Raw genomic sequence first — 12,507 nt, 5'->3', positions numbered from 1 at the left:
CACCATGACGGAACGACCCGCGCAGCGCACCCCCAACCGACAGCTCGCCGCGCTCATCGCAGAAGCGGGGTTCTCCAACGCGGGTCTCGCCCGTCGCGTGGACCAGCTCGGTCTCGAACACGGGCTCGATCTGAGATACGACAAGACATCCGTCACCCGGTGGCTGCGCGGCCAGCAGCCCAGAGGCACCACGCCGGCGCTGATCGCCGAGGTCTTCACCCGGCGCCTGGGCCGCCGCCTCACCGCCCAGGACCTCGGCCTGGACGCCTGCGCGCCCGTCTACGCGGGGCTGGAGTTCGCCGCCACCCCCGAGGAGGCCGTCGACATCGTCAGCGGGCTGTGGCGCAAGGACTCCGGCAGCCACGCCGAGCTGCGCAAGATCGCCTTCACGCCCGCCGGGCTCGTCGTGCCCAGCCGGGACTGGCTGATCGGCCGCGCCGACGAGAAGGTGGCCCGGGGCGAGCCCGCCGCCGCCCGCATCCCGGCGCAGGGCCGCCCCGCCCTGCGTCCCCCGGCCGAGCAGGGCGTGCCGTCCCTGCCCCGCCAGCGCGCCGAACGCGGGCCCGGCCAGAAGGTGACCGCCGGCGACATCGCCGCCCTGCGCTCCGTCGGCGAGCTCTTCCGTACCCTCGACGACGCCTACGGCGGCGGTCACGCCCGCCAGGCCCTCGTGCGCTACCTGGAGCACGAGTGCGAGCCCATGCTGCGCGGCACCTACGGCGAGCAGACCGGCCGCCGGCTCTTCGCCGCCGCCGCCGACCTCACCCGGCTCGCGGGCTGGACGTCGTACGACATCGCCGCGCACGGACTCGCCCAGCGCTACTTCGTGCAGGCGCTGCGGCTCGCCCAGGCGGCCGGGGACCGGACGTACGGCGCGTACGTGCTGGTCACCATGAGCCGCCAGGCCGTCTACCTCGGGCACGGGCGCGAGGCGGTACAGCTGGCGCGCGTGGCCCAGCAGGGCGTCGGCACCTCGGCCCCGCCGGTCGTCCAGGCGCTGTTGCACTCCTCCGAGGCACGCGGGCACGGGGTGCTCGGCGAGGTGCGGGCCTGCACGGCCGCCCTGGTCCGCGCCGAACGCGCCCTGGAGACCGCCCGGTCCGGGGACGACGTCCCGTACTGGGCCAGGTTCTTCGACGAGGCACAGCTGGCCGACGAGTTCGGGCACTGCCACCGGGACCTCCAGCAGTTCCGCGCCGCCGCCCAGCACGCGGAACGCTCACTCCAGCTCCGCGCCCCGTCCTACGCCCGCAGCCGCCTGTTCTGCCGCGTCGTCCTCGCCACCGCCCGCCTCGGCCTCGGCGAACTCGACCAGGCCTGCCAACTGGCCGCGGAAGCGGCTGGCCAGGCAGCGGAGATGCGCTCGGTACGGGCGGTGGAGTACGTGCGGGACTTCGAGCGACGACTGGAGCCGTACAAGGACGCGGCGCCGGTGCGGACCTATCGCGACAAGGTATCGGCTTTGGGGTGAGGTTCTCAGGGGCGCGGGGAACTGCGCGACAAGCCACAACGCACCCGCACCCGGCACACCACTACGCGGCCCGGGGCACGGTCGGCACAGGGTCGGCGACATGCATGGACCGCCCCGCCCCCAAGTCCGCCACTATCGCCGCGGACGCCCGGTGCCCGGAGTGCAGAGCACCCTGAACCGTACTGGTGTCCCGGTGATCCCCGCACACATACAGCCCGGCAATCAACCGCACCGGCCGCCGCAGATCATGCGGCGGCCGCATCGCCGGCACGGCCTCCGCAGTGTGATGCACGGCCAACGTCTCCCACCGCGCCGTCGACACCCCGTACAGCCGCGCCACATGCATCCGCACAGCCGTGTCGACATCCCCCGGCGGCCGCCCCAGCACCGTCGAGGACACCAACGCCCGCCCCGCCGGCGCCCGGGACGGATCGACGCGACTGACCACCGCCGTGTGCGCGACCGGCCCGCCCAGGTCCGCGTCGAGCAGCAGGGACGCCCCCGTCGCCGGCGGTTCGTCCGTCGTGTGATGCACCACCGTCACCGGATGGAACTCCGGCACCCGCAGCCCGGGCAGCAGCTCGGCCGCGGCCCTGGCGCCCGTCGCCACCAGCACCGCCCGGCAGCGGATCGCACCGTGCTCGGCGGTGGTCACCGAGGTCGTGGACACGGAGGTGACGCGCACGCCGGTGTGCACCGTGCCCGGCGGCAGCGTGCTCGCGAGCAGCTGCGGCAGGGCCTCGGCGCCGCCCTCCGGCAGACACAGGCGGCCACGCGCGAAGGCGCGCAGCGCGAGGTCCGCGCACCGGCTGGACGTCGTCAGGTCCGGGTCGCACAGCAGCGCGGCGAGCAGTGGGCGCAGAAAGCCGTCGATCGTACGGCCCGGCAGACCGCGAGCCGCCAGGGCCTCACCGGCGGGCAACTCCGGCCGGGCCAGCAGCCGTTCGGCCGGGGTGCCCGCCAGCCGGGTCAGGGCGGCCCCCAGACGGGCCTGGTCGACGGCCGTGCCCAGGGGCGCGCCGGACCGGCTCCGGGGCACCGAGACCTGCCGGCCGGGCACCGCCACCGGCCTCCTGGGCGCGGACGGCGACCGGGGAGCGCTCGCCAGGGCACGCACCGCGTGTAGTGCGCCCCGTGCGCCCCCTGTGCCCGCCTGGACGCCCGCGCGATGATGGCGTCCGTCGCCGTGCAGCAGGACCCCGGGCGCGAAGGGGCGCAGCGTGAGGGCCCCGAGGCCGGGTGTCAGCCGTAGTTCCGGGTATGCCGTGGACAGCAACTGGCCGATTCTGTCGAGCCGGAAGCCGTCGATCTTCTCCGTGGCCATACGGCCGCCGACCCCGTGGGCGGCCTCCAGGACCATGGTCGTCACTCCTGCGCTGGTCAGCCGGTGCGCGGCCGAGAGTCCGGCGACCCCGGCCCCCACGACGACCACGTCCGCCTGATAAGCGGGCTCAAGCACGTGCCCCTCCTCGAGGTTGCGCGGGCGCTGGAGACGTCATGCCCTCAACAGGCCGCAGGAATACGCGAGTTCTGGTCGAGAGTAGGGCCGTGGTCGGTCAGCGGGAGTCGCGCATCGACAGGGCACGGTCGCACAGCGGTCGCATACGGATTCCTCGTGGGTATGAAATGGTCACAGGGGACTGGTGTGCGGCGCGATGGGCTGTCTCATAACGGCCGTCGGCGATCGGTCGGCGGCCTCAGGGCGCGTCACAACGCCGCCCGGATCGCCCCCTCGATCTCCGGGAAGGCGAACCGGAATCCCGACTCCAGCAGGCGCGTGGGCAGGACCCGGGCGCTGCCGAGCACATCCCCGGCCATCTCGCCGAGCACGGTGCGCAGGACGGGCGCGGGCACCGCGAACAGCGTCGGGCGGTGCAGCACACGCCCCATCGCCGCGGTGATCTCACGGTTCGTCAGCGGGTTCGGGGCGGTGAGGTTGAACGGCCCGGACAGGCCGTCGGTGTCGATGAGATGCCGGATCGCGGCGACCTCGTCGTGCAGCGCGATGAACGACCAGTACTGCCGCCCGTCGCCCATCCGCCCGCCGAGCCCGGTCCGGAACAGCGGGAACAGCCGCCCCCACGCACCGCCCTCGCGGGACACCACCAGCCCGGTCCGGGTGCACACCGTGCGGACACCCGCCTCCTGGGCGGGGGCTGTCGCGGCCTCCCACTCCACACACAGCCCGGGCAGGAAGCCCTCGCCCGCCGGGGCGCTCTCGTCGACGGTCCGGTCCCCGGTCTCGCCGTAGTAGCCCATGGCGCTGCCGTTCACGAAGACCCGCGGCCGGTCCTTCTCGTCCAGCGAGGCGACGGCCCGGGCGAGGGCCGCCGTGCCGTTCACCCTGCTGTCGCGGATCCGCTGCTTGTAGGCGTCCGTCCAGCGCCGGTCGCCGACCCCCGCACCGGCCAGGTTCACCACCGCGTCGCACCCGGCGAGCCCGGCCGCGTCCACGCGCCCGCCCTCGGGATCCCAGCGGACCTCGTCCGCGGCCCGCGGCGCGTGGCGCACCAGGCGCACCACCTCGTGCCCGTCCGCGGTCAGGGAGCGCACCAGGGCGCCGCCGATGAGGCCGGACGCACCGGCCACTGCGATTCGTGAGCGTTCCATGGGCCCATCCTGCCTGCCGGCGACATAAATCCGGCGCACGGCCACAAGCCCTCGCCGTAGGGTGACGCCATGCCCGAGCCCCGCGAACTCCGCATCCGCGTCGCCGTGCCCGGCGACGACGAGGGGCTGGCCCTGCTGGACCGGCTCGCCTGGTCGCATCTGCACGCGGTGATGCCGCGTCCGCAGCCGCCGTATCCGCCGTTCTTCAGCGACCGGCACGCCCCCGGGGACTGCCTGGTCGCCGAACTTGGTGACCGCCTGGCGGGATACCTGCGTCTCGGCTTCCCGACACCGGTCGAAGCGAACCGGCACGTCCTGCAGGTCCAGGGCCTCGCCGTCGCGGAGGAGGCACGCGGCCGGGGCGTCGGACGGGCGCTGGTCCGGGCCGCCGTCGACGAGGCCCGCAGGCGCGGTGCCCGCCGCCTCACCCTGCGCGTCCTCGGCCACAACGCCCCGGCCCGCGGGCTCTACGAGGCCGAGGGATTCGTGGTGGAGGGAGTCCTGCCCGAGGAGTTCCGGCTCGACGGGCAGTACGTGGACGACGTACTGATGGGACGTTTCCTCTGAGCCGGTACCGGAACGCCTACGACGCGGCCAGCTCGCCCGTGTCCACCGGTGCCGTCGCGTCCGCCGCGCGCTCGGCGTCGGAGGAGACCTCGGCCGCCGTCAGGACGTAGCCCGTCTCGGCGTCCGAGGTGGAGCGGGCGAAGACCACGCCGAAGACCCGGCCGTCCGTGGTGAGGAGCGGACCGCCGGAGTTGCCGGGGCGGACCGTGGAGCGGATCGAGTAGATCTCGCGGGTGACCGTGTCGTCGTTGTAGATGTTCTGGCCCGTCGCCCGGACCCGGTTGGCGACCGTCGCCGCCTGGAGGTTCAGGTCGCCGTCCTGCGGATAGCCCGCGACCACCGCCGAGTCGCCGCGCTCGGCGGTGTCGTCGAACCGCAGCACGGGTGCCTTGAGGCCCGGCACGTACAGCACGGCCACGTCCTTCTGCGGGTCGAAGAACACCACCCGCGCCTCGTACGTCCGCCCGACGCCGCCGATCTGCACGGTCGGCTCGTCGATGCCCGCCACCACATGGGCGTTGGTCATCACGTGCTCCCGCGCGTACATGAACCCGCTGCCCTCGCGGCCCTGGGTGCCCGCGACGCCCTCGACCTTGACGGTGCTCAGCTTGGCGGCGTTCGTGGCGGCCGCCGTGACGCTGTCGCCGGAGGGTGCGGCCACCTCGGCGGTCGACTCGTTCTCGAACGGGTTGAAGACCTGCGGGAAGCCCGCCTCGGTCAGCGCCGACGTGGCCCGCGAGAACCAGGCCGGGGTGGTGTCCGGCATCGTCTCCTGCACCGCGCCGAGCAGCCGCGAGTCCCGGATCGCCGAGGTGACCAGCGGCGAGGAGGACGCCCCCAGGACACTGGCGGCCACCCACGCCACGATCAGGACCGCGACCGAGTTGGCCACGGCCCCGCCGATCCCGTCCGCCACCCTGAGCGGCCCCCGGTCCAGCTCCCGCCGCAGCCTGAGCGCGAGACGCCCCGCCAGCTCATGGCCCACCACCGCCGGGAGCAGCACCGTGAACACCGCCGTCACCGTCGCGCGCGTCGAACCCGGCGGCACCAGGTCCATCACCCACGGAAGGATCCACACGCCGACGACCGCACCGCCCACGAAGCCCGCCAGCGACACACAGCCGGCCACCAGCCCACGCCGGTAGCCGGACGCCGCATAGGCCAGGACCACCAGCAACAGCAGGATGTCGAGCAGGTCCACGCAACGCCGCCTTTCTGTCGGAACCCCTTAGTACGTGGGGGAAGGGCCCGTTGATCAGTCACACGCGCGGGAATGATCAGAATCGGCCACGTGCGCGTGCACTCGGAAAAACGTCGCGGACCGTGACGATGGTTCCACCGGGTGGCACATCACACATCGCGGACGGACCGGATCAGGCCGACAGTGGGTCCATGCGTGTCGTGCGAAGACGGCGGGGTACGCGCGGGCGCCGCGCCGCCGGGGCGCCCGGCACAGCCGGGGTGCCGCGCGCCGTCCGGGTACTGCTCGGCTGCCTGCCGGGCCTCGCCGCCGTCGCGGCGCTGGTGCTGTGCGCCCACGGCGTCGAGAACGCCGCCGGGACCGGCGCCCGCCCGGCCGGGCACCGCCCCGCCGCCACGCCCTACACCGCCCCGCGCCCCCGCATCGTGCCGCGATCGCGGTGGCTGGGCGACGCCGCCCGCACACAGCCCCGCCCGCGCTACGACGACCGGGTCGCCGCCGTCTTCGTCCACCACACCGACTCGCCGGGCGGCTACGACTGCGCCGACGCTCCCCGCATCCTCCGGGACCTCTACACCGGCCAGACCGGCATCCGCGACTGGGACGACATCGGCTACAACTTCGTCGTCGACCGCTGCGGCACCATCTACGAGGGCCGCGCCGGCGGTGTCGAGAAGGCCGTCACCGGCGCCCACACCCAGGGCTTCAACCACCGCACCACCGGCATCGCCGCCCTCGGCACCTTCACCGCCGGCACGCCCGTACCCCGGGCGATGATCCACGCCATCGCCGCGCTGTCCGCCTGGAAGCTGGGCCTGACCGGCACCGACCCCCGGGCGCGCGTCCGCCTGGTCTCCAGCAACGGCCTGAGCCGGTACGCGGCCGGCACCGCCGCCGAGCTGCCCGCCCTCGCCGGCCACAACGACGGCTACATGACCAGCTGCCCGGGCGCCGCCCTGCACGCCAGGCTGCCCGAGATCAGGCGGCTGGCCGCCCGCTTGCAGGGCCGTCCGGCGGGTCCACAGCAAAGCCACAGCCGGCGCGCAGCGTCCTGAGATCCCGGCGCCCTACGGTCGCCACCACAGGCAGCCGACCGGAGGTGGGGACCATGAACAACGCACGTACGAGGAACCCGGGGAGGGGAGCCGGGGCCACACGCGGCCCCTGGGCGGTGCTCTGCGCGGTCGCGACCGTCGTCCTCGGCCCTTCCGCCGTCACCGCGTCCGCCCTCGACCAGGCCAACTCCGCCCCGCTGTACCACGCGGTCACGGCGGATCAGACGCAGGCATATCTCGCTGATCAGCCCCTGAAACGCTCCCAGAGCCGGGGATAGCGCTCGGCGAGCAGGTCCTCGTTCTCGAAGTCGAGCGGGGTGCCCTCCGGTTCCGGGGGCGGGGGCGGGATCCCCAGATCGGGGGCGACCGTGCCGGTGAGCTGCTCGTAGGCCTCGTCCGCCGCGTAGCCGAGCTCCTCGCCGTCGCCGTCGATCTCCTCGTCGAAGTCGTCCAGCAGATCGGCGAGCGAGTCCGGATCGTGCACGGCGCCCTCGAAGACCTGCCGGCCCTGGCCGATCAGCCAGCACCGGAAGAAGTCGAAGGCGTCGTCGCTCGCCCCGTCGAGCAGCACCCAGGCGGCGCCCCACAGGTCCCAGCGGTAGGCCCGGTTGTAGCGGGACTCGAAGTGCCGGGCGAAGTCCAGGACCGAGTCCGGGTCCTTCTGCGTGAGCCGCTCCACGAGCAGGTCGGCCTGCTCCTCCGGGTCGCCCTCGGCGGCCTCCCGGGTGTCGTCCACCAGCTCCCAGAACTCCGTCTCGTCCATCACGGGTCCAGCATCGGCCCTGGGGCACGGGGGCGCACCCGGAGTGCGCGGGATCGTTATACGCCGTCCCGGGGGTGGTACAGCCCGGCCAGCCGCAGCGCGTCCCCGGCGAACCGCTCGCGCAGGCTCTCCGGCGCCAGCACCTCCACCTCCGGGCCCAGCGCCGCCAACTGGGTGTGGGCGACCTCCTCGGACTCCACCGGCAGGGCCACCGTCACCCAGCCGTCGCCGTCCGGGGCGTCCGCGTCCGCCAGGGCCTCACGGGCGATCAGCGAGCCGAGGGCGTGCGGCAGCGCGCGCACACCGTCCGGAGACAGCCGCACCACCACTCGCGCCCGCAGGATCGACCGCGCGAACTGCTCCGCCCGCTCCTCCCAGAAGGCCGGCAGTTCGAACTCCGGCTCCCGCTCGAAGCGCTCCTCGCCCGGGTCCACCGCCGTGAACCGGTCGATCCGGTACACCCGGAAGGACCCGCCCCCGGCCACCCGGGCGCACAGGTACCAGACGCCCGCCTTCAGCACGAGCCCGTACGGCTCCAGCTCCCGGACGACCTCGTCCTGCCCGCGCCGGTAGCGCGCGGTGATCCGCCGGTCGTCCCACACCGCGTCGGCGACCGCAGGCAGCAGCACCGGCGTCTCCGGCTCCCTGAACCAGTTCGGCGCGTCCAGATGGAACCGCTGCGCCGCCGTCCGCGACGCGTCCCGCAGCGAGGGCAGCAGGGCGGCCGACACCTTCAGCCGCGCCGCCGAGGCGGCGTCCTCCAACCCCATCTCGCGCAGCGCCCCCGGCACCCCGGACAGGAACAGCGCCTCGGCCTCGCTGCGGTGCAGCCCGGTCAGCCGCGTACGGTACCCGCCGACCAGCCGGTAGCCGCCGACCCGGCCCCGGTCCGCGTACACGGGCACACCCGCCTCCGACAGCGCCTGGGCGTCCCGGGTGACGGTCCGCTCCGACACCTCCAGTTCACGGGCGAGATCGGCGGCCGTCATGGAGGGCCGGGACTGGAGCAGCAGCACCATCTTGATGAGCCGGGCAGCGCGCATGCAGCACATCATGCAGCAGGCCCCCGCCGTGGCGGGGGCCTGCTGCCGACAAGCCCTTACAGGCCGTACTTCGCGCGTGCTTCCTTCACGGCCGTCGCCTTGACCTCGCCGCGCCCCGCGAGCTGGGCCAGGGCCGCGACCACGATCGACTCGGCGTCGACACCGAAGTGGCGGCGGGCCGCCTCACGGGTGTCCGAGAGGCCGAAGCCGTCGGCGCCCAGCGAGGACCAGTCCTGCTCGACCCACTGCGCGATCTGGTCGGGGACCTGGCGCATGTAGTCGGAGACCGCCAGCACCGGGCCCTCGGCGCCCTGGAGCGCCTGCCGGACGAACGGCACCCGCTCCTCGCCGCGCAGCAGCGCCTCGTCCGCCTCCAGGGCGTCCCGGCGCAGCTCGCTCCACGAGGTCGCCGACCAGACGTCGGCCGCCACGCCCCACTCCTCGGCCAGCAGTCGCTGCGCCTTGAGCGCCCAGTGGATCGCCGTACCGGAGCCGAGCAGCTGGATCCGCGGGGCGTTCGCCGGGGGCGTGATGCCCGCCGACTCCGCCGTGTTGAAGCGGTACAGGCCCTTGACGATGCCCTCGTCGATGCCGTCCACGGACGGCTTCGCGGGCTGCGGCAGCGGCTCGTTGTAGACGGTCAGGTAGTAGAAGACGTTCTGGTCCTCACCCGGGGCGGCCTCGCCGTACATGCGGCGCAGACCGTCCTTGACGATGACCGCGACCTCGTACGCGAACGCCGGGTCGTACGTCAGCGCCGCCGGGTTCGTCGCGGCGATGACGGGGGAGTGGCCGTCGGCGTGCTGGAGGCCCTCGCCGGTCAGCGTCGTACGGCCCGCGGTGGCGCCGACGAGGAAGCCGCGGCCGAGCTGGTCGCCGAGCTGCCACATCTGGTCGGCCGTGCGCTGCCAGCCGAACATCGAGTAGAAGATGTAGAACGGGATCATCGTCTCGCCGTGCGTCGCGTACGACGTCGAAGCGGCGATGAAGTCGGCCATCGAACCGGCCTCGGTGATCCCCTCGTTGAGGATCTGGCCGTTGCGGGCCTCCTTGTAGTACATCAGCTGGTCGCGGTCGACCGGCTCGTACGTCTGGCCCTTCGGCGAGTAGATGCCGAGCGACGGGAACAGCGACTCCATACCGAAGGTGCGCGCCTCGTCCGGGACGATCGGCACCCAGCGCTTGCCGGTCTCCTTGTCGCGGACCAGGTCCTTCACCAGGCGGACGAACGCCATGGTGGTGGCCACGTTCTGCGAGCCGGAGCCCTTGTCGAAGGCGGTGAACGCCTTCTGAGCCGGAGCGGGCAGCGGCGCGACCGGGTGGACGCGGCGGGCCGGGGCCGGACCGCCGAGGGCGGCACGCCGTTCCTGGAGGTAGCGGACCTCGGGGGAGTCGGCGCCCGGGTGGCCGTAGGGCACCACGCCGTCGACGAAGTCGCTGTCCTTGATCGGCAGGCCGAGCAGGTCGCGCATGTTCTTGAACTCGTCCACCGTCAGCTTCTTCATCTGGTGGTTGGCGTTCTTCGACGCGAAGCCCTCACCGAGGGTGTGGCCCTTGACCGTCTGGGCCAGGATCACGGTCGGCGCGCCCTTGTGCTCGACGGCGGCCTTGTACGCGGCGTACACCTTGCGCGCCTCGTGCCCACCGCGCGAGAAGTGGAAACACTCGAGGATCTTGTCGTCGCTCAGCAGCTTCGCCAGCTCCACGAGCGCCGGGTCGGCGCCGAAGAAGTCCTGGCGGATGTAGGCCGCGTCGCGCGTCTGGTACGTCTGGATCTGCGCGTCCGGTACCTGGCGCAGGCGGCGTACGAGCGCGCCCGTGGTGTCGAGCCGGAACAGCTCGTCCCAGGCCGTGCCCCAGAGCGTCTTGATGACGTTCCAGCCGGCGCCGCGGAACTGGGCCTCCAGCTCCTGCACGATCTTGAAGTTGGCGCGGACCGGGCCGTCCAGGCGCTGCAGGTTGCAGTTGATGACGAACGTGAGGTTGTCCAGCTCCTCACGGGCCGCCAGCGCGAGGGCCGCCGTCGACTCGGGCTCGTCCATCTCGCCGTCGCCGAGGAACGCCCACACGTGCGAGGCGGAGGTGTCCTTGATGCCGCGGTTGGTCAGGTAGCGGTTGAACCGCGCCTGGTAGATGGCGGAGAGCGGGCCGAGGCCCATCGACACCGTCGGGAACTCCCACAGCCAGGGCAGGCGGCGCGGGTGCGGGTAGGAGGGCAGGCCGTTGCCGCCCGCCTCGCGGCGGAAGTTGTCGAGCTGCTCCTCGGTCAGCCGGCCGTCGAGGAACGCGCGGGCGTAGATGCCGGGGGAGGCGTGGCCCTGGATGTAGAGCTGGTCGCCGGAGCCGTCGGCCTCTTTGCCCTTGAAGAAGTGGTTGAAGCCGGTCTCGTAGAGCCAGGCCGCGGAGGCGAAGGTGGCGATGTGGCCGCCGACGCCGTACTTGCTGCCGCGGGTGACCATCGCGGCCGCGTTCCAGCGGTTCCACGCGGTGATCCGCTGCTCCATCGCCTCGTCACCGGGCACCGCCGGCTCGGCGGCGGTGGGGATGGAGTTGACGTAGTCGGTCTCCAGCAGCTTCGGCAGCGCGATGCCGGCGCCCTCGGCGCGCTCCAGCGTGCGGCGCATCAGGTACGCGGCACGATGCGGCCCGGCCGCCTCGGTCACCGCGTCCAGTGAGGCCTGCCATTCGGCGGTCTCCTCCGGGTCCCGGTCCGGGAGCTGGTCGAGCTCGCTCGGCTGGATGGCGTTGGGGTCGGTCATGTCGCCGCCTTCCTCAGTCGAAGGGGGTTCCCTCACGTAAGGGGATCGGGGGTGCCCTTGGTCTTTGGCAGGACAGGGCTGGAGCTTGGGTGGCAAGCCCGTCGCGACTGTAACTCGCTGATCGATGATCGATCAAAGGGTTGAGAGGCAAAACCTCTTGATCACGAGAAAGTAGGCACGGGGTGCCTCCGGCGGTGGCACGCGGTGACGGTGTTTCTCCGGGTTTTCGCAGGTGGGAGGCGTTTGAGCGGGGATGCGCTCGGGTGTCACGCCCGGGGCGCGCAACCCAGGACGTGCGCCTTCACCAGTTCCGCGATCCGGGGGTCGCGGCGCTTGAAGGCGGCGACCAGCTCCTCGTGCTCCTCGGCGTACGACTGCTGCCGGGTGCCCAGCCAGCGGATCGACAGGGCCGTGAACACCTCGATGCCGAGGCCTTCCCAGGTGTGCAGCAGCACGGAGTTGCCCGCCGCGCGGACCAGTTCGCGGTGGAAGGCGACGGTGTGGCGGACCTGGGCCGTGCCGTCGGAGACGCGGTCGGCCTCATAGAGGGCGTTGACGTGGGGTTCGAGGGCCGAGCAGTCCTCGGCGAGGCCCTGGGCGGCCAGTTCCGCGGCGATGGCCTCCAGTCCGGCCCGGACCGGGTAGCTCTCCTCCAGGTCGGCGGCCGTCAGGTTGCGCACGCGGACGCCCTTGTTCGGAGCGGACTCGATCAGGCGCAGCGACTCCAGTTCGCGCAGGGCCTCGCGGACCGGGGTCTGGCTGACCTCCAGTTCGGTGGCGATCCGGCGCTCCACGATCCGCTCGCCCGGCTGCCAGCGTCCGCTGATGATCCCCTCCAGGATGTGCTCGCGGATCTGCTCGCGCAGCGAGTGGATGACGGGCGCGGTCATGTGGGCTCCTTAGGCGGGATTGACGTTTAGACAATACGGCCGTGTCGCTCCGTGGGTGGGGTGCGTGGGAGTGTCTTGGTGCAGGTGAGACGAGACTTACATGGGGGGTGTGTGGTTTGTCCTTCGGCTGACGGTTGTATGTGGCTGG

Annotated in this window: 11 protein-coding genes; 4 read left to right on the top strand and 7 right to left on the bottom strand. The window is 72.8% G+C overall.

Annotation, left to right across the window (positions count from 1 at the left end; genetic code table 11):
• The first annotated feature begins 4 nt into the window (after window positions 1-4).
• Complete coding sequence (locus ACFZDA_RS04360; protein WP_391074726.1) at window positions 5-1,471, top strand: regulator; 1,467 nt, start codon at window positions 5-7, stop codon at window positions 1,469-1,471.
• A gap of 61 nt (window positions 1,472-1,532) precedes the next feature.
• On the opposite strand, the gene ACFZDA_RS04355 is transcribed toward ACFZDA_RS04360, so the two are convergent.
• Both ACFZDA_RS04355 and ACFZDA_RS04350 read right to left on the bottom strand, forming a co-directional pair.
• Window positions 1,533-2,930: an FAD-dependent oxidoreductase gene (locus ACFZDA_RS04355; RefSeq protein WP_391074723.1), complete on the bottom strand. Its 1,398-nt coding sequence runs from the start codon at window positions 2,928-2,930 to the stop codon at window positions 1,533-1,535.
• Between the two features lie 248 nt (window positions 2,931-3,178).
• Window positions 3,179-4,081, bottom strand: a complete 903-nt coding sequence (locus tag ACFZDA_RS04350) for a TIGR01777 family oxidoreductase (protein WP_391074721.1) — start codon at window positions 4,079-4,081, stop codon at window positions 3,179-3,181.
• A 69-nt stretch (window positions 4,082-4,150) separates the two neighbouring features.
• Between ACFZDA_RS04350 and ACFZDA_RS04345 the strand changes: the two genes are divergently transcribed.
• Entirely contained in the window at window positions 4,151-4,648 is a 498-nt protein-coding gene (locus ACFZDA_RS04345) for a GNAT family N-acetyltransferase (RefSeq protein ID WP_391074719.1), read from the top strand.
• 16 nt (window positions 4,649-4,664) lie between these two features.
• Here ACFZDA_RS04345 and ACFZDA_RS04340 read toward each other — a convergent pair whose 3' ends face one another.
• Window positions 4,665-5,849 carry a MarP family serine protease gene (locus tag ACFZDA_RS04340; RefSeq protein WP_391074716.1) on the bottom strand — a complete coding sequence of 395 codons (1,185 nt, stop codon included), beginning with the start codon at window positions 5,847-5,849 and terminating at the stop codon, window positions 4,665-4,667.
• Between the two features lie 191 nt (window positions 5,850-6,040).
• Between ACFZDA_RS04340 and ACFZDA_RS04335 the strand changes: the two genes are divergently transcribed.
• On the top strand, window positions 6,041-6,904 hold the full coding sequence (locus tag ACFZDA_RS04335; RefSeq protein WP_391074713.1) for an N-acetylmuramoyl-L-alanine amidase: 864 nt from the start codon (window positions 6,041-6,043) through the stop codon (window positions 6,902-6,904).
• Between the two features lie 53 nt (window positions 6,905-6,957).
• Window positions 6,958-7,182, top strand: a complete 225-nt coding sequence (locus tag ACFZDA_RS04330; protein WP_391074710.1) for a hypothetical protein — start codon at window positions 6,958-6,960, stop codon at window positions 7,180-7,182.
• On the opposite strand, the gene ACFZDA_RS04325 is transcribed toward ACFZDA_RS04330, so the two are convergent.
• From ACFZDA_RS04325 to ACFZDA_RS04310, 4 genes are all read right to left on the bottom strand, one after another.
• On the bottom strand, window positions 7,149-7,670 hold the full coding sequence (locus ACFZDA_RS04325) for a DUF4240 domain-containing protein (RefSeq protein ID WP_391074707.1): 522 nt from the start codon (window positions 7,668-7,670) through the stop codon (window positions 7,149-7,151). The two genes, ACFZDA_RS04330 and ACFZDA_RS04325, sit on opposite strands and share 34 nt — an antisense overlap.
• A 53-nt stretch (window positions 7,671-7,723) precedes the next feature.
• Complete coding sequence (locus ACFZDA_RS04320; protein WP_391074705.1) at window positions 7,724-8,710, bottom strand: WYL domain-containing protein; 987 nt, start codon at window positions 8,708-8,710, stop codon at window positions 7,724-7,726.
• 56 nt (window positions 8,711-8,766) lie between these two features.
• Complete coding sequence (aceE, locus tag ACFZDA_RS04315; protein WP_391074702.1) at window positions 8,767-11,469, bottom strand: pyruvate dehydrogenase (acetyl-transferring), homodimeric type; 2,703 nt, start codon at window positions 11,467-11,469, stop codon at window positions 8,767-8,769.
• A gap of 266 nt (window positions 11,470-11,735) precedes the next feature.
• Window positions 11,736-12,359, bottom strand: coding sequence for an FCD domain-containing protein (locus ACFZDA_RS04310; RefSeq protein WP_391074699.1), 624 nt, complete (start codon window positions 12,357-12,359; stop codon window positions 11,736-11,738).
• Window positions 12,360-12,507 lie beyond the last annotated feature (148 nt).

This window comes from Streptomyces sp. NPDC007991 (assembly GCF_042958445.1).
In the GTDB taxonomy this organism is placed as follows: Bacteria; Actinomycetota; Actinomycetes; order Streptomycetales; family Streptomycetaceae; genus Streptomyces.
The sequence above is the reverse complement of the archived record's forward strand: the minus strand, read 5'-3'. Positions and strand labels throughout refer to the sequence as shown.

Coding starts and splice junctions, on each gene's coding strand:
- ACFZDA_RS04360 (WP_391074726.1), top strand. CDS start 5: ATGACGGAACGACCCGCGCAGCGCACCCCCAACCGACAGCTCGCCGCG.
- ACFZDA_RS04350 (WP_391074721.1), bottom strand. CDS start 4,081: ATGGAACGCTCACGAATCGCAGTGGCCGGTGCGTCCGGCCTCATCGGC.
- ACFZDA_RS04345 (WP_391074719.1), top strand. CDS start 4,151: ATGCCCGAGCCCCGCGAACTCCGCATCCGCGTCGCCGTGCCCGGCGAC.
- ACFZDA_RS04335 (WP_391074713.1), top strand. CDS start 6,041: ATGCGTGTCGTGCGAAGACGGCGGGGTACGCGCGGGCGCCGCGCCGCC.
- ACFZDA_RS04330 (WP_391074710.1), top strand. CDS start 6,958: ATGAACAACGCACGTACGAGGAACCCGGGGAGGGGAGCCGGGGCCACA.
- ACFZDA_RS04320 (WP_391074705.1), bottom strand. CDS start 8,710: ATGCGCGCTGCCCGGCTCATCAAGATGGTGCTGCTGCTCCAGTCCCGG.
- aceE (WP_391074702.1), bottom strand. CDS start 11,469: ATGACCGACCCCAACGCCATCCAGCCGAGCGAGCTCGACCAGCTCCCG.
- ACFZDA_RS04310 (WP_391074699.1), bottom strand. CDS start 12,359: ATGACCGCGCCCGTCATCCACTCGCTGCGCGAGCAGATCCGCGAGCAC.